General features: G+C 70.4%; 27 protein-coding genes and 1 tRNA gene. 9 read left to right on the top strand and 19 right to left on the bottom strand.

The window, feature by feature from the left end; genetic code table 11:
• From VEA62_RS14620 to VEA62_RS14550, 15 genes are all read right to left on the bottom strand, one after another.
• On the bottom strand, positions 1-236 hold a 236-nt coding region (locus VEA62_RS14620), incomplete at its 3' end, for a hypothetical protein (protein WP_324823131.1).
• Complete coding sequence (locus tag VEA62_RS14615; protein WP_324823129.1) at positions 233-550, bottom strand: hypothetical protein; 318 nt, start codon at positions 548-550, stop codon at positions 233-235. The genes VEA62_RS14620 and VEA62_RS14615, both read right to left, overlap by 4 nt.
• Positions 551-603: 53 nt before the next feature.
• Positions 604-924, bottom strand: coding sequence for a hypothetical protein (locus VEA62_RS14610; protein WP_324823127.1), 321 nt, complete (start codon positions 922-924; stop codon positions 604-606).
• Positions 921-1127 carry a hypothetical protein gene (locus tag VEA62_RS14605; RefSeq protein WP_324823125.1) on the bottom strand — a complete coding sequence of 69 codons (207 nt, stop codon included), beginning with the start codon at positions 1125-1127 and terminating at the stop codon, positions 921-923. Before VEA62_RS14605 ends, VEA62_RS14610 begins: the two co-directional genes overlap by 4 nt.
• A gap of 12 nt (positions 1128-1139) precedes the next feature.
• Positions 1140-1394, bottom strand: coding sequence for an HNH endonuclease signature motif containing protein (locus tag VEA62_RS14600; RefSeq protein ID WP_324823133.1), 255 nt, complete (start codon positions 1392-1394; stop codon positions 1140-1142).
• Positions 1395-1534: 140 nt separating this feature from the next.
• A complete protein-coding gene (locus tag VEA62_RS14595; protein WP_324823123.1) occupies positions 1535-1816 on the bottom strand; it encodes a hypothetical protein in 282 nt (93 codons plus the stop codon).
• 44 nt (positions 1817-1860) lie between these two features.
• Positions 1861-2643 carry a hypothetical protein gene (locus VEA62_RS14590; RefSeq protein ID WP_324823121.1) on the bottom strand — a complete coding sequence of 261 codons (783 nt, stop codon included), beginning with the start codon at positions 2641-2643 and terminating at the stop codon, positions 1861-1863.
• Position 2644: 1 nt separating this feature from the next.
• On the bottom strand, positions 2645-3565 hold the full coding sequence (locus VEA62_RS14585) for a DNA cytosine methyltransferase (protein WP_324823119.1): 921 nt from the start codon (positions 3563-3565) through the stop codon (positions 2645-2647).
• Positions 3562-3924 (bottom strand): hypothetical protein, encoded by a 363-nt coding sequence (locus VEA62_RS14580; protein ID WP_324823117.1) that lies wholly within the window; start codon positions 3922-3924, stop codon positions 3562-3564. The genes VEA62_RS14585 and VEA62_RS14580 overlap by 4 nt, the downstream gene beginning before the upstream one ends.
• Positions 3925-3948: 24 nt before the next feature.
• Positions 3949-5631: a DEAD/DEAH box helicase gene (locus VEA62_RS14575; protein ID WP_324823115.1), complete on the bottom strand. Its 1683-nt coding sequence runs from the start codon at positions 5629-5631 to the stop codon at positions 3949-3951.
• The gene (locus VEA62_RS14570) at positions 5631-5903 is read right to left on the bottom strand and encodes a hypothetical protein (protein WP_324823113.1); all 273 of its coding nucleotides are present in this window, start codon (positions 5901-5903) and stop codon (positions 5631-5633) included. The genes VEA62_RS14575 and VEA62_RS14570 overlap by 1 nt, the downstream gene beginning before the upstream one ends.
• Positions 5904-5905: 2 nt before the next feature.
• Positions 5906-6445 carry a hypothetical protein gene (locus VEA62_RS14565; protein ID WP_324823111.1) on the bottom strand — a complete coding sequence of 180 codons (540 nt, stop codon included), beginning with the start codon at positions 6443-6445 and terminating at the stop codon, positions 5906-5908.
• Complete coding sequence (locus VEA62_RS14560) at positions 6442-6795, bottom strand: hypothetical protein (protein ID WP_324823109.1); 354 nt, start codon at positions 6793-6795, stop codon at positions 6442-6444. Before VEA62_RS14560 ends, VEA62_RS14565 begins: the two co-directional genes overlap by 4 nt.
• Positions 6796-6980: 185 nt before the next feature.
• Positions 6981-9566, bottom strand: a complete 2586-nt coding sequence (locus tag VEA62_RS14555; protein WP_324823107.1) for a phage/plasmid primase, P4 family — start codon at positions 9564-9566, stop codon at positions 6981-6983.
• A gap of 100 nt (positions 9567-9666) precedes the next feature.
• Positions 9667-9936, bottom strand: coding sequence for a hypothetical protein (locus VEA62_RS14550; protein WP_324823105.1), 270 nt, complete (start codon positions 9934-9936; stop codon positions 9667-9669).
• 232 nt (positions 9937-10168) lie between these two features.
• Between VEA62_RS14550 and VEA62_RS14545 the strand changes: the two genes are divergently transcribed.
• The 8 genes from VEA62_RS14545 (at position 10169) to VEA62_RS14510 (ending at position 15503) form a co-directional block, all read left to right on the top strand.
• Entirely contained in the window at positions 10169-10675 is a 507-nt protein-coding gene (locus tag VEA62_RS14545) for a hypothetical protein (RefSeq protein WP_324823103.1), read from the top strand.
• On the top strand, positions 10651-11424 hold the full coding sequence (locus tag VEA62_RS14540; RefSeq protein ID WP_324823101.1) for a hypothetical protein: 774 nt from the start codon (positions 10651-10653) through the stop codon (positions 11422-11424). Before VEA62_RS14545 ends, VEA62_RS14540 begins: the two co-directional genes overlap by 25 nt.
• A complete protein-coding gene (locus VEA62_RS14535) occupies positions 11424-11693 on the top strand; it encodes a hypothetical protein (protein ID WP_324823099.1) in 270 nt (89 codons plus the stop codon). Before VEA62_RS14540 ends, VEA62_RS14535 begins: the two co-directional genes overlap by 1 nt.
• A 2-nt stretch (positions 11694-11695) precedes the next feature.
• Positions 11696-11971: a hypothetical protein gene (locus VEA62_RS14530; protein WP_324823097.1), complete on the top strand. Its 276-nt coding sequence runs from the start codon at positions 11696-11698 to the stop codon at positions 11969-11971.
• Positions 11968-13317 (top strand): hypothetical protein, encoded by a 1350-nt coding sequence (locus VEA62_RS14525; protein WP_324823095.1) that lies wholly within the window; start codon positions 11968-11970, stop codon positions 13315-13317. Before VEA62_RS14530 ends, VEA62_RS14525 begins: the two co-directional genes overlap by 4 nt.
• 70 nt (positions 13318-13387) lie before the next feature.
• A tRNA-OTHER gene (locus tag VEA62_RS14520) sits at positions 13388-13490 on the top strand.
• A 48-nt stretch (positions 13491-13538) separates the two neighbouring features.
• Positions 13539-14234 carry a hypothetical protein gene (locus VEA62_RS14515; RefSeq protein ID WP_324823093.1) on the top strand — a complete coding sequence of 232 codons (696 nt, stop codon included), beginning with the start codon at positions 13539-13541 and terminating at the stop codon, positions 14232-14234.
• 396 nt (positions 14235-14630) lie between these two features.
• Positions 14631-15503, top strand: coding sequence for a RusA family crossover junction endodeoxyribonuclease (locus VEA62_RS14510; RefSeq protein WP_324823091.1), 873 nt, complete (start codon positions 14631-14633; stop codon positions 15501-15503).
• Positions 15504-15590: 87 nt separating this feature from the next.
• Here the strand turns inward: VEA62_RS14510 and VEA62_RS14505 are convergent, their stop codons facing one another.
• Positions 15591-16073: a hypothetical protein gene (locus VEA62_RS14505; protein ID WP_324823089.1), complete on the bottom strand. Its 483-nt coding sequence runs from the start codon at positions 16071-16073 to the stop codon at positions 15591-15593.
• A 123-nt stretch (positions 16074-16196) separates the two neighbouring features.
• Here VEA62_RS14505 and VEA62_RS14500 point away from each other — a divergent pair, with 123 nt between their 5' ends.
• Entirely contained in the window at positions 16197-16370 is a 174-nt protein-coding gene (locus tag VEA62_RS14500) for a hypothetical protein (RefSeq protein ID WP_324823087.1), read from the top strand.
• Between the two features lie 84 nt (positions 16371-16454).
• Here the strand turns inward: VEA62_RS14500 and VEA62_RS14495 are convergent, their stop codons facing one another.
• Genes VEA62_RS14495 through VEA62_RS14485 form a run of 3 tightly spaced genes read right to left on the bottom strand, consistent with a single transcriptional unit; the run spans position 16455 to position 17233 of the window.
• Positions 16455-16751, bottom strand: a complete 297-nt coding sequence (locus tag VEA62_RS14495) for a hypothetical protein (protein ID WP_324823085.1) — start codon at positions 16749-16751, stop codon at positions 16455-16457.
• Positions 16751-16918 (bottom strand): hypothetical protein, encoded by a 168-nt coding sequence (locus VEA62_RS14490; RefSeq protein WP_324823083.1) that lies wholly within the window; start codon positions 16916-16918, stop codon positions 16751-16753. Before VEA62_RS14490 ends, VEA62_RS14495 begins: the two co-directional genes overlap by 1 nt.
• 33 nt (positions 16919-16951) lie before the next feature.
• Positions 16952-17233, bottom strand: a complete 282-nt coding sequence (locus VEA62_RS14485) for a hypothetical protein (RefSeq protein ID WP_324823081.1) — start codon at positions 17231-17233, stop codon at positions 16952-16954.
• Between the last annotated feature and the right edge of the window lie 250 nt (positions 17234-17483).

Below are 17483 nucleotides of genomic sequence, written 5' to 3'. Positions count from 1 at the left end.
TCCCTGGCCACCCCGTCATCCGTAAAAAAACGGACGATGCACGCAATGCAGTTCACATCGGACAGCACGAACGACACGCGCACGGTTTCGACGCGCTCGTACGTCTCGCACATCGGCAGCACATCGAGATCGTCTCGGCCTGCTGCGTAGTGGCGCACCATGAGCAGCTCGGCGACCTGCTGCTCGAGCTTGCGCACACGCTGCAGCAGAGCGGCACGCTCATTGGTCTCGGTCATGATGCGTACCCCTGCTCTACCAAGATCACAAAGTCGTGACGCAGGATGCGCCATACCTCGAGCTCGTCGGGTGCCGCGTCACGCAACACTGCTCGGCGCAGTTGCGCCTCACCCAGCGTGAACACGTAGGTGTCCATGTCCAGGGTCGGCTCGTCGTGCTCTACGTGCTCGGCATACGCCTGCGGCAGCGTGGCCTCGGGGCCGCAGTAGACGAACGTGCAGCGCCTGTCCCCGTCAGCGGTCAGGAACGAGACGATCGGGTCGACCTCGCGCACGGGCACCGCCTCGGCACCGTCGTGCAGCAGCAGGGTCACCTGACCATGCATCCAATGCCGGATCCGGTGCGTTCCTGTGACCGCCGAGCGCCTCATCGCAGGCCTGCCTCTCGCGCCCACTGCACGGACGGGTCGCCCTCGGCGTACTGCCGCTCGCAACACGCCCCGCAGGCGAGGCGCTGGCCCGGCCGGCGCGTCACCGTGCCATCGGAGCGTCGCACGTAGGCCTGCGTCACGAGCCCGACGAGCTCACCCCGCTGCCAGTCGTGGCCACAGGTGCAGCACTCGCCCGCGTTGTGCGCGGCCCACAGCTTGGGCAACGTCATGCGCGAGAGGTCGGTCAGTCCGACGTACGGGCTCGGGTCGACCCGGCCCCGCAGATAGTTGAGCAGGTTGATCAGCGCGCGGATCATTCCGAGACCTCCCGGAAGCCGTACGGCGGGTTCTGCGGCACGCTGTGATCGACGATCAACCCGGCCCATGGGTCGAGCTCGATGTCGACCTCGGTCGAGTTGTGCGCGCCCCCGGTCGCGCCCATGACGCTCGATCCGTCACGCCTTACGGCGACAACCTGCACGACCCTGCAGCCGTCCCAGATCCTGATGACCTTTTCCATCGTGTGTCTCCCTCACACTGGTAGGCGGTCGATGATGCGCTGCGCGAGCAGCCGTACCGCGGGCTCGGGTGCGAGCCCGCTGTGCACCCACTGCTGCAGGGTGCGGTTCCCCTTGCTCGTGTTGCACCGCGCACACGCGGCGAGCGTGTTCTCTGGCGAGCTCGTGCCGCCCTTGCTGTGGGGCACGACATGATCCCCCGTGTTCGCCGGACCGCCGCAGTAGTCGCAGCGTCCCCCGCTCGCTGCGAGCGCCGCCCGACGCAGCATGGCCCACACGCGCGACGAGTACGTGCCGTTGACGACACTCGGCCGGCGCGGCCGGTAGCCACCCCGTTTCGGGTGCCGCGGGCAGTCGCCATCCGGAACGGGCTGCGAGCAGACCCCGCACGGCCGCAGCGGACGGTGCGTCATCGGCGCGACTCGAGGTAGGCCTCGACGTCGGCCAAGTCCCACACGCGACCCGCCTTGATCGTGTCGAGCGGCTCGGGCAGGTCGCGCCACTGACAGACCGCGGGCGAGGACACCCCCGCGAGCGCGGCGATCTCGGCGATGCCGGCGAGACGCGGCCGGACGACCTGCGCGGTGCCGAGCAGGCCGGCGCGCGTGAGCAGCTCGTGAATCGCTCGAGCCTGCTCGGCGGTCGCCCCGTCGCCGAGAGCGTGCCGGATCCGGCCGATACCGACAGACATTTTTTTCCGTCCCTCCCCCCGCTGACCTGCGAATCTTAACAGCGCTAAGCCATCTCGGCAATCAGCGAGGCCAGCTTGGTCACGCCGAGCTTGTGCGGCCGGTCGCCGTTGCGCCACCCGAGCGCCGCGTCGCTTTTCCACGTCGCGCCCGGCCGGCGCGCCCATGCAGCGAACGCGCGCAGATCGTCGCGGTGCATCACGAGCGCGCTCGTCTCGGTGCCATCGGCCGCGACCCAATACCAGGGGTCGACGACCCACCCGGCCGCTGCTGCTTTCGACCCGAGACGCGTCGCGGCCGGCGCGATCTCGTCGAGCGAGACCGTGTACCGGGCGGGCACCTGCGGCACGACCGCCTCGGCGGCCAGTGCGACGCGCACCGCGAGCGGGAACGCGGCGACCGCGGGCTCGGGGTGCGCCGCCGCTGCGGGCAGGCCTGCCTCGGCCGCCCGCAGCACGGTGAGCGGGTCGGGCTCGACCGCGGGCTGCAGCGGCAACCGCGGCACGGGCCGGAACGGCTCGGCCGGCGCGGGCTCGCGGTACGACCCGCGGCGCAGCGTCGGGAGCGCACCCGATTCGGTCCGAGGCCTTCCGGGGCACACGAGGTCGGTGCGCACCGGTCGCCCGCTCACCGCGCTGCCGTGATCGGCGAACCATACGACCGGGCTCGGCGGCCACGTGGCCGGACCCGTCGCCGTGAACAGGCGCAGCGGGCTCGGGGGAGTGGTCGCCGGGCCGTGCTCGCTCGGCAGCTTGCCGCAGGCGCACAGCGGGCAGTCGCCCACTTGATCGTGATACTCGGGGCCGTAGCCGCACGCGGCGCAATGCACGTCAGCCCCCGAGCCGCTGATACGCGAACCGCGCCTGATCCGGCACGACCCCGTTACCGGCGAGGCGCACGACATCCTGCCGCTGCAGGCCTCGGCCCGAGATGTGACCCGCGGGCAGCATCATCAGCCACTCGGCGAACCGCCCCGAGAGGCGACCGTGCTCGTCGAGCGGCAGCGGGGCCGGCGCGCCCATGGTCGCCTCGTGGCGCCTGATCGCGCCCTCGTAGATGCCCCACGTGCCGGGAGCGAGCGTGCCCACGGCATCGTTGAGCGTCGGCCCGGTGCCCGTCCGGGCCGCCCGGTCGGGCTCTACGCCGCGCTTCTCGTCGCCCGCCCGCGGGGTCGGCAGCAGTCGCCCGAGCCGCAACGGGTAGCCGCACGCCATCCGGCGCACGTGCACCGCCTCGGGAGCGGGCCGGTTGACCACGCGGTCGGCCAGCAGGAACCACCGGTGCCTGTGATGGGCCGCGCCGACCTCGCAGGCGCCGTAGACGCCCCACCGAACCGCGAACCCGTCCTCGCGCAGGTTGCTCAGGATCTCGGCGTGCAGCCTGCCGCCCTCGATCGTCACGAGGTTGCCGACGTTCTCGAGGAACACCCGGAACGGCTCGGCGGCCCGGATCGCCGTACGCGCGTACGGCCACAGCCACCGCTTGTCGGCCTTACCGCGCTTGCGGCCCTGCACGCTGACGGGCTGACACGGCACGCCTGCGGTCAGGATGTCGACCCGACTGAGCAGCTCGAACAGCCCCGGATCGGTCAGGTCGCCGAGATTCGGAGCGAGCGAGTTCAGCTCGAGCACGCGAGCGGCATCGGGCTCGTTCTCGACGTGCCACAACGGCGTATGCGCCACCCCCGCGAGGGTCAGCGCCATGCCGAGCCCGTCATACCCGCTGCACAGGTGCCCGCTCGTAATCGTCACGCTCGCACCATCGCTCGGGTGCGCCGCGCCTCGACCTCGGACGCGATCTCTTCCGCGGCGAGCGCCGGGTACGGCACGCCCCCGTCCGACTCGATCAGCCCGCGCTCGACGAGCGCCGCGATCGTCTCGGCCACGAGCACGCAGTTCCGGGCGTTGAGCTCACGCAGGTCGGCCATCGCTACCGGCCACTCAGCCATCGCGAGGATGACGAGCGACTCGGTCTCGGTCATACGCTCGATCTCGGTCAGTGCCTTCTCGGCGTCGGCCGCGGTCGGCAACGGGCCGACGACGCGGATCGTGCCGCGGTTGATCTCGTGTCCGTACTGCGTTTGCTCGATCCGGAGCTCGTTCGTCGTCATGTCCCTACCCTAACACGTGACCTATTAGGTTGTCCAATACCCGGCCGGCGAGACCTGCTCGACGCACGGCAGCGTGTCGATCGCGGTCGCGGCCCATCGTGCGTCCTGCGCCTCGACCAGCGCGCCGACGGTCGTCGGTGCCTGCTCGCCGCCCGGCGCCTCGCCCGCGTAGATCGCCGCGATGCGCTCGGACCGGGTGAGCCGCTTGCCCCGCCACGCGGCAGCGCGCTCGAGCGGACGCTCGGCACGCGCCCTGGCCGCCTTCTCGCCCCAACTCATCGCCGCGGTGATGTCGCACGGATCCTCGTGCACGAGCTCGCCGTCGGTCCAACGCACGTCGTACCGGTCGACCTCGGCGGCCGGTACGAGGATGACTGCGGCACCGCTCCCGGTCGGCAGATACCAGACGCCCCGCGGTGAGCGCTGCCACGCCGTGTGACTCGCCGAGAACAGGTCGATCAGCTCGTACCCGAGCTCGCCGTCGACACCGTGAAGTTCATCCGGAGTAGGCGCACCAACGGTTTTCGGCTCGTCGTCGTCCACATCGGACTCGTCATCGAACTGCTTGAGCTCGTCGTCGAGATCCTCGATCATCTCGGCGCCCTCGAGCTGCACGACGGAGCGCAGGCGGTGCCGCCCGGTCGCGCCGACGACATCGAGCACGAGGCAGTCGGTCTGTCCGGGGTACGGCCGCAGCCCGCGCCCGGCCATCTGCTGAAACAGCACTTCCGAGCTCGTCGGCCGCCCGAGTACGACGAGATCCCAGATCGGCACGTCGGTGCCCTCGGTGAACAGCCCGACGTTGCACACGACGTCGTACTCGCCGAGGCGGGCGCGCTTGATGATCTCCTTACGTACCGCCTTGGGCGTGTCCGCATCGACGTGGATGCTGCGCAGCCCGTGCTCGGCGAACACCCGGGCCTGCTCTTTGCTGAGCTCGACGCTCGGCAGGAAAGCGACCCCGCGGCGGCCCTTGCCGTGCTCGAGCACGGCCCGCGCGATCGCGGCCGGCGCGAGCGCATCGCTCATCGCCTGCGCGACCGCCCGGTCGTCAAGCCCGCTGTCGCTCGTGCGCGACGTCCGGACCCGCGAGAAGTCGAGTCCCTCGACCTTGACGCGCACGCCCCGCGGGCGCAGCAGCCACCCGTCGCGGATCAGTTCATCCATGGGCACGACCTCGCTCGGCGGCCCGTCAAACGTGTCACCGAGGGCGAGCCCGTCGGCGCGGCCGAGCGTGGCGGTCACGCCAAGCAGCAGCGGCCCGGTCGGCTCGAACACGCCGAGACCGCGCAGGATCGTCTGATAGCTCGGCGCCGCGATGTGATGCGTCTCGTCGACGATCACGAGACCCGGCCGGCGCGCCGCGACGAGCCCGAGCGCACCCGGGCGCACGACGGTCTGCACGCTGCCGACGATGACCGCCCGGTCGACCTCGCGCCGCCGCCCCTGCAGCACCCCGACCGACAACCCGGCCGAGGAGCTCAGCAGCTTCTCCTCGGCCGAGTCGATCAACTCGGTACGGTGCGCGAGCACGAGCACGGGCGCGCCAGCCGCTACGCAGTCGACCGCGGCGCGGGCGAACACGACGGTCTTACCGCCTCCCGTCGGCAGCACGAGCGGCACGCGGCGCCGGCCAGCGCCGTACGCGGCATACGTCTTGTCGATCGCCCGCTGCTGGTAAGGCCTGAGCGTGAGCGCCTCGGCCACTACCCCGCCCGCCAGTGCGTCACGCGGGTAAGGCGCCGGGAGCGGTACGGCTCGAGCCCGCTGCACCGCCCGCACACGGGGTCGTCGCCCGCTCGGCCGAGCGCCTTACGGTCGCCGCACCCGACACAGTTCGGCTGCGGATCCTCGCTCAGGTCGCCGCCCGCGGTCGGCCCCTCGAGCGCCTCGGCCAGCGCCGGCCAGATTGTCCGCACCGTTTTCTGCTTGCTCTGCCCGGCCGCCTCGCGCCAGACCTTGTACGGATCGAGTGCCATCGTCACGCCTTCCCATGCTTAGCGGCGATCTCGCGCACCTGCTCGCCGACCTCGCCAAACGTCCTCGCCAGATAGAACGCCTCGCCACACGGGCAGACGAGCTCGGCGTTACCGTCGCGATCGATCTCGAACGCGAACAGGTCGACAAATGGCACGTCGGTCGGGAAGTAGTCGATTCCCTCACTCGCTCGCCACTGCCACCGCGCGGGCGGGGTGCGGCCGATGGTGCAGAACACGGTCTCGATGATCGGGTGCAGCGGCCGGATCAGGATCCGGGTACCGCGGTCGCGCAGCACCGCGCGCAGATCGTGTTCTGCGCAACCTTGAGCGGCCCAGACCGTGCGGTGATCGCCACCCTCGGCCGCGGGCACGAGTCGCTCACCAACAACGCGGTACGCGCGAACGGCGCGACCCGTGCCCCGCGGCTCGCTGACGACCCGGTACTCGACACCGTACGCGGTCGTGCCCTCGTACGCGGTCGCGCCGACCATGGCCTCGGCGTTGCGCAGCCCGCGGGCGCGCCGCCAGCTGATGGCGCTCATCGGGTGGCCTCGGCGACCGCGTAGCCGATGTGGCGGTCGCAGTGCAGCACGGGATCGCGGCCGCCGACGCGACGCACGTGACCACTCGCGACCGCGGGGCAGTACCGGCACTTGCCGCTGATGCCCGCCCGGTACTCGGTGATCTCCTGCGGGCTCAGCGCTCGCGCGGTCGGGCGCCGCAGGGTCCGGCGGATCGCGATGTCGAGCACGACCACGACCAACGCGACGCAGGCGAACACAGCGACCGCGAACGTGGCGGTCACCGAGCGCATGACGAGCGCGGTCAGGATGGCGATCACGGCATAGAGCGCGAGGCGCCCGGCGCGCCGGCTGAGCAGGTTCCGGATCATGATGTCTCCCTCATCGGATCGACTTGATACGTCCAAGCTAATAGGTCGGCTACTAGCTTGTCAACCACTCACTGTCAGTGAGCGTTACGTTTACAGAGCGTGTGATACGGATGATACGGATGATTCCCGTTCCTCGCGTAACGCGCAGGCATGCGCGTTCTTGGGAACCATCCGTATCATGTGTATCAACCCTGCTCAGCGGTAGTGCCGGAGACAAAACGGACGCCCCACCATGCCCGCTGCATCTTACCGACAGCAGCCTCAGCGGTACTCTGTGAAGCGACCGCCCCGAACGCCGGCATGAGCAGCGAACGCGGCCGGAACGACCTCTGCTCGCCTTCCCGTACCCGCCGCAGCGCGAACGTGACCCGATGCGACACGGTTTCGTCGTGTTGCTCGAACTTGGTCTTAAATGTCTGGATAGACATCGGTTTGTGCCCGCTCGCCTCGGCCCACGCGTTGAACTCGGCGTGCATGTCGGTGCCCGTGATGTAGCTCGAGGGGTCCGCGGTCAGGCACTCGCGCCAGAACCGGATGATCATGTCGCTGTCCTCGCGCCACTGCAGCGTGTCGGCCGCGACGGTCGCCGGCAGCGGCGGCATCCGGCGCTCGGCCGCATACCAGCGCATGGCGCCGGCCACGAGCCACGCGAGAACCGCCTCACGCTGCCGCTCGCCCTCTTTCATGCGGTCGCGCAGGGTCGGGTCACCCGGACGCTCGTGCTCGGCCCCTGTGGCGTCCTGCGGGCTGACGAACTTGAACGGGAACTGCACGAGCACGAGTCGCCGCCACGTCCCGTGGTCGGTCTCGGTGACCTTGGGCAGGTAGTTGGTCGAGACGAACAACGAGTGCGTGCTCTGCCACGTGATCGAGTCCTGCCTGATCTTGCGGGCCGTCATCTCGGGGGTGCCGATGACGTCCTTGAGCCGCTTCACGTTCAGGTGCCCGTCGTCGGGCAGCTCCTCGGCCAGCGCGAACCGCGCCCCGAGCAGCACGGTCATCTCGGTCGAGTGCGCCTTGGGGTCGGCGAGCAGAACCTTGTCGCTGACGAACACGCCGTAGCTGCCGAGGCAGGACTTAACCGCATTAAGCACGGTCGACTTGCCGTTCTCACCGCCACCGCGCAGCAGCAGCAGCTTGTCGTCGCTGGTCATGTGGCCTGTAATGGCCTGCCCGAACCGCACCGCGAGCCACTCGGCCACGTCCGGCGCCACCGCGGTCAGCGCCGCTCGCCAGTCCGGGTGGTCGGCGCCGGCCACGTAGCCGACGTCCGTGATCTTCGTAAACCGCATGGCCGGGTCGTGCGCCCGCTGCTGCCCGGTGCGCAGGTCGACGATCCCGCTCTGCGTGTTGAGCAGATCGGGGTGCGCGTCGAACGCCTCGGCCTCGACGTGCAGCACGCCCCGGCACAACCGGGTGATTGCGCCGATCCGGTACGCCGAGTTGAGCCCGTTGATCGCCTTACTGACCTCCCGGTCGACGGCGAACACGTTCTCGAGCTGCTTGGCCGCGTACCGCGCGAGCCACAGCCGCACGACCTCGATCACGCTCTCTTCGCTGGTCTCGCGCCAGCGCTGGCCCGTCCACGCGAGCCACCCGAGCCCGGGTGCCCAGCAGTGCGAGGCGTAGAGCAGCTCGTCACAGAGCAGCTGCGCGATCGCCGAGTCGGTCAGCTCGGCCTCGGCGATGCGCTCATCGACTTTTGGGGGCGCGACCATCACCTGACCGTCCGGGGCCGTAGGCAGGTTCGGGGGCGGGGGCGCGAGCAGGCTCGGCACGCTGCAGGCGCAGAGCGTCCGCGGTACCACGTTGTCGGCCGCCGCCAGACTCACCGCCCCGGTCAACAGCCGCAGCCACTCGCCCTCGCTGTCGCGGCCGGGCGCCGCGGTCACGTCCACGAACACGGCACCGAGCTCGAGCAGCGCGCCCGGCGCGCCGGCATGCCCCTCGCCGCCGTACGCCGCGATCGTCCGCGCAGCGTCCCGGGCCGTCTCGTGCCGCCCGGCCCGGCCGACCCGCAGCTCGCCGACCGCCCGCTGCAGCGCGTCCGCGACCCGCGGGCAGGGCGCCTCGTCGCGCAGCTTCTCCCACCACGCAGCCATGTCGCCGTGTGCGAGGTCGCTCTTTTCAGTGCGCTCGTACGACAGCGCGAGTCCGCGTACCCACGCCTCGGGCAGTATCGGAAACGTTCCGGGATCGGGTGGGTACGGGCACGCATCGCCAAGCTCGGCGCCGTGCTGATAACGCCACGCGTACTCGGCACCGTCCGCCTCGGGATTGGTGCTCGGCCACACGACCGCGTACCGGTGCCCGTGCTGAATCAGCTCGATGCCCTTGGCTGCTTCACCGGGCCAGTTGATCGGGCGCCCGTCGAGCTCGGTCGGTACGCGGAACCATCGGATCCCGCTCGGCGCCGGCCGGGCCGAGCTGACCCACGTCGGCGGCAGCGGCCCGTACTTGGCCTCGAGCTCGGCGAGCGCAGCGGCGCCGGCCTTGACCTGTCCGCCCTTCTCGTACGCGTCCACGTCGAGCCCGAGCACGCCCTCGGGGGCGCGCAGGCCGATGTTCCGCTCGCCGTGCGTCTCGATGTACGCCTCGACGTCGGCGGCCGACGGGTCCGGGTTGCCGTGCCCGGTGAAGCCTCGCGGCGGCGGCCACTTCTCGCCGGCCTTGGCGCCGACGGGCAAAACTCCCAGCCACCCGGCCGCTCGATATAGCCGAGCGGCTCGTGCATATGGGCCGGTAACGGTACTATCGCCGCTAGTCAGCACGGATGGATCTCCCCTATCTCGCTGTCGCACCTGAGCGCGTTGCCGACCCCCGTGCGGCGACGCGCTCTCGTGTCGTATTCGGTTGTGCGGGCGGGCAACGCTACGCCGTGCCTGCTCGCTTGATCAGCTCGGCGCGCCCGAGCTTGATGCGCCTGTCGTACTCGGCATTCAGCACGGCCGATGTCCGGTAACTCTCGATGGCATCCTCAAGCAGCGCGCGGGCGACCGCGCCCTCACTGCGCGCCCCGTCGGCGATCTTGCTGCCGAGCAGGAAGGCTCGCGTCTCCTCGGTCATCAGTACGTTGACGTGCTCCGTCAGCAGCGCGGGCTCGGCCGCGGGGGCGACTCGCGCCTCGGTCTCGTTTGTCATGGTCATAACCTAACAGACGACCTAGGTTGCGCGCTATTAGGTCGTCTGTTAGGTTCATGGGCATGAAGTTGTTCCGGACCCGGCGCCACCGCGGCGCACACCGTGCCCGCCGGCCGGGAGACTGCCACTGCACGGTCCGTCCCCCGGTCGACCCGTGGGCCGGTAACCCGATCCTGTTCCCCCGGTACGCCCCGGCACTGTGGGCGGCCGCCGACCGAAAGGCGATCCTCTGATGGCCATGCCCGCATACGAACCGCGCCGTAAGCGCAACACGATGAGCGGCGTGCTGCTCGGCGCGCTGGTGCTCTTCCTGATCTGCATCGGCGGCACCGTGTTCGCCGCACTCTCGGATGACAGCACGCCACCGCCGGCCGTGCCGACGTTCGACCCGACGAACCACTCGACGCAGCCGCCGCGGACGCTCGCTCCGACGGTCGCACCGACGACCCCCGCGGCCGAGCAGCCCGCACCGAGCACGGCGGCCGCCAAGGCGCCCGCCCCGACGATCGCAGGCGATGACGTCGTGCAGGTCGGGCAGGACGTGCCCGCGGGCACTTACCGCGCCGTGGAAGCGGTCGAGAACGACGGCTTCCTGATGTGCTATTGGCTCAAGAGCAGCGACGCCGAGGGCACGCAGATCATCAGCAACGGCCTGCCGCAGGGCGGGCGGCCGCAGGTGACGCTCAAGAAAGGTCAATGGTTCACCTCTCAGGGTTGCCCGACGTGGCGCAAACAGTGAGCAGCGGGCCGTGCCCGTTCCGGCTGTGCTCGGCGACCGTGCAGTTCCTGCCGACCCGGCCGCGGACGCTGGCCGATGCCGATGAGCCGCCGAGCACGCTGATCGAGCAGCACCGCCTCGAGCCCGAGTCGCAGTACGGTCTGTGCCCCGCCTCGCTGCAGCAGTACCCGCTCAGCGAGTACGCGGTCGAGCAGCTCGAGAACGTGGCGGTCGGGCTCGAGCGGATGATCAACGAGCGGAAGGCGGGCACGATCACCGCCTCGGGGGCGCCGGCCACGCCGCAGCACCCGAAAGCGCCGCAGCCCGACGAGCGCGGGCAGCAGTGGTTCGGGCAGGGATCCGGGGGCGGGCGCAGCAGCGGCCCGACCGCCTTGCCGAAAATGGAATCCGTACCGACACCGACGGGAGACAACGTGGCGAGCGTTGCCGAGACCAAGGCGGCCATTGCGACCGCCAATCAGACGATCGCCGAAGCGCAGGCCGCGACGCAGAACGCGATGCAGATCGTCGCCGACGCGCAGGCCGCGACCGCGGCGGCGAACGACCTGTTCGAGCAGGCGCTGCGCGAGCTGCAGGCGGTGCAGGGCGCCTCGCACGCAGACCTCTCGCGCAGCGAGATCAGCCGCGCCATCACGGTCATCGAGATGGCGCAGGCGCTGCTCGCGCAGACGAGCGAGGAGCTCGAGACTGCACACTCGGTGGCCACGCCGGCCATCGAAAAGAACGCGATGTACGCGGAAGGGCTCTGATGAGTGGCAACCTTGACGATCTCGGCGCCGCGTTCCGGTCCGCGATCGAGAAGCTCGGCGAGGCGCAGAGCTCGGTCGGCGTGTCCCGTGACCGCCACGACGAGGCGCTGCGGCAGATTTCGCAGGTCAGCGACGGCAGCGACAACGCCCTCGTGACCTCGGCGCTCGAGAACGTGGCGGCCGCCGACGCGGCGCTCGAGGAAGTGCTCGGGATGTACCAGGCTGCGCGCGAGGCGCTCGCGACCTACCTGCACGCCAAGGGCATCTAGTCGTGCCCGACACGTGGGAGTCCGTGCACGTCGGCGACGTCGTACGCGGGCATGATGGGCAGACGTACGGGGTCGCCAGCATTCAGCTCGGCGACCCCCGCGGGCCGATCGTGGCGCTCTTTCGTCACGGTGCGGTCATCGGCCCGGCGCAGCCGCCACCGGGCACGCCGATCGAGATTATCCAACGGGCCGACAGCGCAGCCGAGGCGCGGGCGTTCGGCATCCTGGCCGCCGCCGGCCTCGGTCCGGAACTACTAGGGGAGACCTACCAACCATGACCGATCTGCAGGCGCCGGCCATCGTCGGCCGCATCGGGTCGATGCGCGTGCGCAACGGCCGTTACTTCGATGGTGACGAGTCCTACCAGCGCACGAGCAACGCGCTCAAGAACATCGAGACGGACACCTATCAGCTCGACGAGTGGAAGGCGAACACGCTCGCGATCGGGCTGTCGTCGCGGTCCGACCTCGTGCTCGGGGTGGCCGCCGCCGCGCAGTACGACCCGGCGACGGGCAAGCTGACCAGCGAGGCGAAAAGCACGTTGCGCGGACTGCGCGAGCAGGCGATGCAGGCGGGCAAGAGTAAGGCGGGCAGCAACGCCGGCACCGCCGTGCATACCGCGACCGAGCGGCTCGACATGGGCGAGACCGTCGAGCAGGTCGGCCTGCCGTACCCGTACGACGTCGACCTCAAAGCGTACGAGACGCTCAAACGGGCGATGCGGCTCAGCTTCCGGCCCGAGCACATCGAACGCACCGTGCGGCTCAAGCAGTTCGGCATCGCCGGCACGTTCGACCGCCTCGGCGAGAGCGGGCTGCTCGTCGAGCTCGGCATCCTGGCGCCCGGCGAGCTGCTCGTCGTGGACGTGAAGACGGAGACCGACCCGCTGCTGAACCTGATTCACATCGCACCGCAGCTCGCCTCGTACGCGCACGGCGACGACATGTTCGTACCCGAGCCGCAGCCCGCCACCGACGCGGACCCGAGCGGCCCGTTCCGCGGGCGGTACGAGCCGCTGCCGAACGTGAGTAAGGTCGTCGGGCTCGTCGTGCACGTGCGCGCCGGCCGGGCCGTGCCGTACCTGATCGACCTCACCTCGGGTTGGGCCGGGACGGTCGCGGCGTACGAGCAGCGCGAGCGGATCAAGGCCAGCAAGATCAAGCTCGGCGATGAGGGCTGTTGGGCCGTCGCGCTGCCGATCGACCTGCCGCCCGTGACCGAGTTTGTTGCCGACTCGATCGCCCGCGGGCCGCTCGGTTTCTCGGCGCCCGCCGGCATGACGCACGAGCAGTACGTCGCGCAGCCCGCCCTGCCCGCCGCGCCCGTCATTGAGCAGGCCGTGCGCCGGCCGGATGGCATGGTCGATTGGGTGCCCGCGGGCATACCGCCCGGCGAGGCGCCGCTCGAGGCGATGCTATGGGAAGCGATCATGTCCGCCGACTCGCTCGAAGAGCTCGCGCGGTTGTACGAGAACGCGACCGCGACCGGGATCGAATGGCTCGGGCCGATCGCCGAGGCGGGCATCGCCCGCGCAAAGATCGTGCAGTGCGTGCAGCGCGACCTGCACGTTCCGGCCAGCGGTGGCGCGTGCGCGTGTGGATGGCGCGCGGAGCTTGTGCCCTAATAGATGACGTGTTAGGTTTGTTCCACGCCCCCCGGCTCATAGGGGTCGGCCCTAAGGGCCGGGGGAGCACGCAGGGGCAGCATGCTGGAGTATGCGCCGCAGCCTTGACGGTATTAGTCCTCGAGCTAGCCGCCGGCACGCGGAGATCGCGGGTCCGAATCCCGCTCCCTGCTCGGTGCGGCCACCCGGCCGCGACCACGGTCCCGTTGATTGGACACAGCATGACGAACCCGTTCTTGCCGCAGCAGCCGCAGCAGCAGCCCGCTCAGCAGCCGCAGCAGCAGCCGAACCCTTACCAGCAGCAGCCCGCGGCGCCGGCCGCCCCGGCGAACCCGTACGCCCCGGCCACCCCGCAGCAGTACACACAGCAGCCCGCTCAGTACGGCGCGCCCGCCGCGCAGCAGTACGCCCCGCCGGCCGCCAACGTCCCCGTTGCGCAGCCCGGCCAGTTCCTCGCCCCGCCGCCGCCGAGCGCGAGCGGCTCGGGCAACATGCCGAAAATCGGCGATCTGCAGGGGCGCCTGCTCATCGTGATGCCCGAGTCCCTGCAGCGCGGCCTGCCGAGCAAGTTTCAGGGGCAGGGCGGTGGCGCGCAGTTCGTCGACCGGATGACGTGCAAGGTCATCGTGCTCGACGGGGGTCCGCTGTCGTGGGGCGGCACGACCCCGGGCTCGCAGCGGCAGACGGTCAACACGCCGTACGTCGTGAATGGCCTGTGGATTCAACAGGTCAAGCTGATCGAGCAGCTCGAGGAAGCGCTGCGCGTCCGCCAGTCGGGCGGGCCGGGCCTGTCCCTCGGTCGCCTGTGGAAGACGGGGCCGAGCAACAACGATCCGTACGTGCTCGCTGCCCCGCAGCCGCAGGAGGTCGAGCAGTACAACGCGTACGTCTCGCAGCAGAACCCGTTCGCTGCCTGATCGGCCGATGACGTGGGGCGCCCCGAGCAGGTGGTGCAGGGAAGGATGCGGTGCGGGAGCGCGCACCGCACGGGGCGCCCCGCCCCCTTGGGAGGGAAGGCATGCAGACATGGGAACAGGCGATGCAGCTAGCGGCCCGTCGGGTGGCGACGACCGGATTTCGGTACCGGGTCTCGTGGAATACCGACGACCGGGAGTGGCAGGTTCGCCGGACGGGGCGGGGGCGACGTCTCGGCGAGCGCGTAACGAGCAGGACGCGCGAGACCTCTGCGCCGGGCTCGTCGCGATCGTCACGGGCGCAGTGATCATGCTGCTCGCGGGCGGCTCGCTGCAGGAGGTCGCCGCGATCCTCACCGTGCTGACCGCGGTCGGCGCCGGCATCCTGGCGATCGCCCGGTGACCACGCTCAACGTGCTGGTCACCGGGCGGCCCGCTCCCGAGGGGTCGCACGACGTCGGCTCGAACGGGTACGTCATGCACTCGAGCAAGTACCTCGCCGCGTGGCGGCACGCGGTCAACCGCGGCACGCGCGAAGCGTACGTCGCGGCCGGACTGTCGGGCGCCGACATGCCGCTCGTGCCGTACCCGCGGCCGGTATGGGTCACCGTGTTGCATCTGCTGCTCGACGAGCAGTGCCGCGCCGAGGGAACCGACGACCCGACCGGAAAGCCGGACGGAGACAAGCTGCTGCGCGCCACGATCGACGGACTCGGCGAGGCGCGGGCGTTCGGCGATGACTCGCAGGTCATCGGGCACCGATCGTTCAAGGCGCGGGGCCGCCGGCCCGGCGCAGTCATTCAGATCACGGACGAACGGCCCTGGTGGGCCGAGATGAACAGGGAGAGATCGACTGTGGAGACGTTCAACCCGAACGGCGAGTACCGCCTCGTGCTCGAGAAGGTCGGCCACGACAGCGAGGGCGACCGGACGTGGAACACGATGTTCGAGGTCACCGACACGGCCGACGCGATCGCGAGTACGTGGCTGCCCTCGCTCGACGCGCGCCTCGAGCGCGAGCTGCCCGCGCAGGGTGCCGCGCCGACCGAGCAGCCCGCCTCGGCGCCGGCCAAGCCGCGCAGCACCCGGGCCAAGAAGGCGGCCGCGCCGGCCGAACAGCCCGCCCCGGCCGCCGAGCAGCCCGCTGCCGCGCCGGCCGAGCCCGCCCCGGCGCCCGTGATGGCCACGCCCGTCGCGGCGCCGCAGACGCCTGCTGAGCCGCCGCGGGTCAACCCGTTCGCCAAGCAGCCGCCGGTCACCGCGCAGGCGTAGGATCAACGCACCTGACACGGGTACAGAACGGCCCCGCCCCCTTCCGGGATGCGGGGCCGTTCTGCTGCCACGGTGACGGACGCAGCATCAGGATTCGTCGTCGGCCTCATCGCGCTCGCGCGCCTCGGCGGTCACCGGGTAGCGGTCCGAGTCCTTGGCGGGCGGGTCGTCCCACAGCCGCTCGCGCAGGTTGACTGCACCCTGCGGGTCGTCGGCGTGGCCGAGTGCGTGACCCTGAGCGTCCACGGCGACCCCGCCGTGCGCGTAGATCGGCTCGCCGTCCTTGGTCTCGGCGATCTCGCGGTGATCGGTGTCGGCCAGCTTGTCGGCCTCGCGCCCGCGGCGCCGCTTGTTCCAGTCCTCGCCGTACGCCTCGCGGGCGAGGTCGGCGTCGGTGGTCGGGTTGGGGGCGGTCTGCGCCTTGATCGCTTCCTCGGACTTGGCGTCAGCAGCCTCGATGTTGTTCTCGAAGCGCCGCGTCTCGGTGACCTGCTCGGCCGCGTTCTGCGGGCCGAGAGCATTGATGTTGACGGGCTCGTCGGCGCCCGCAGCCTGCGTGTCGGTGGTCATACCGGCAGGGTACCCGCGCCGGGCGGGCCGGTAACCCCCGGACTTTTATTACGTGTCGATACAAGTAAAACCGGGACGCTTCACCCCTTGCCAACCTATTAGGTCATGTATTAGACTATGGGTATGACGAAGAACAAGAAAACCCACGAGCTGATCATCCGGGACGCGGACGGCCGGGAGGAGCTCCTCGGGGCCGGGACCGAGGCTGGGATGCTCGAGGCGCGGGCCGAGATGCTCGACCAGGAAGACGAGCTCGGCTACCCGGCCGAGTGGCTGGTGGTGCAGCCCGCAGCGTGAACGAGGAAGGGGCGCCCCACGGGGCGCCCCTCGTTCTGTGCCGCATTACTTGTATCGACAAGTAATAAAAGTCCTACCCCGCACCTAGATGCGCGGCGGCCAGCTCCACTGTCCGGGCTCGGTGCCGTACGGCACGTTGAACTCGGGGAACCCGCCGTTCGGGCCGGGAGTGAAAACGTGCAGGTGCACGTGCATCGACGAGTCGAGCGCCGGCACCGCGCCGGACTCGACCCCGCGCGGGTCGAGCGAGTCGACGTCGGCGCTGACGATGGCCGCCCGCACCGCGTGATGACCGCTCTTGCCGCGGTAGTGCACAATCCGGCCGAGCGACGGACGCGCCGCGCCGGCCGGACCCATGACCGCCTCGCTCGGGCCAGTCATCAGCCGTGCTCGGGGCGGTTCGGAACGGCGTACACGCCGAGGGCGCCGAGGATCGCGAGCGCGATCGTCACGCCATCGGTCGTGGTGAACACGTCGTCGGCGAGCGCGGTACCCGCGGCGACTGCGCCGGCCGTGACGGCCGCCACGATGAACTTGGCAATGCGCATGGTGTCTCTCCCTCTACCGGGCCGTTCGGCCCGTCAGTCACAGGGTACGGCGGTCGGCGCAGGATTCGCAGCCCGAACGCGGTCGGTCTCGCGTCGCGCCTCGGTGGCCGCCTCTCGAAGTGCGGCCGCACTTCGTTCCGCGGTCGGCCCCATGATGAGTGCGAGGTCAGCAGCACGCTCTCGGTCGGTTACCTCGGCGATCGCCTTGGTTCGATTGGCGTCAGCAGCCGCTTGCCGCTGCAAGCAGTCGATCAGCCCGACGTATCGGTAACCGACGTACATGCTGACGACGAGCGAGACGAGTGCGAGCACCATGGCCACCGCCCGCGCCGCCGGCCGATCGGCCCAACGGAACCCGCGCGGGGCGGGCTCCCGGTATGGGCTCATCGGCGAGACTCTCGGCGCCGATCGAGCTCGGCCAGTCCGCGGCGCGCGACCAGACCGATCAGGACCGACACGCCTATCGACCCTAGTGCCGTCATCTGCCATGCAAGATCGATCACGGTGATTCCTCTTCCGCCGCCTCGGCCGTCGGACGGACCGCCCGACGTGGACGGGTTGCCCG

This window comes from Brevundimonas sp., from assembly GCF_035627475.1.
Lineage (GTDB): Bacteria > Pseudomonadota > Alphaproteobacteria > Caulobacterales > Caulobacteraceae > Brevundimonas.
The sequence above is the reverse complement of the archived record's forward strand: the minus strand, read 5'-3'. Positions and strand labels throughout refer to the sequence as shown.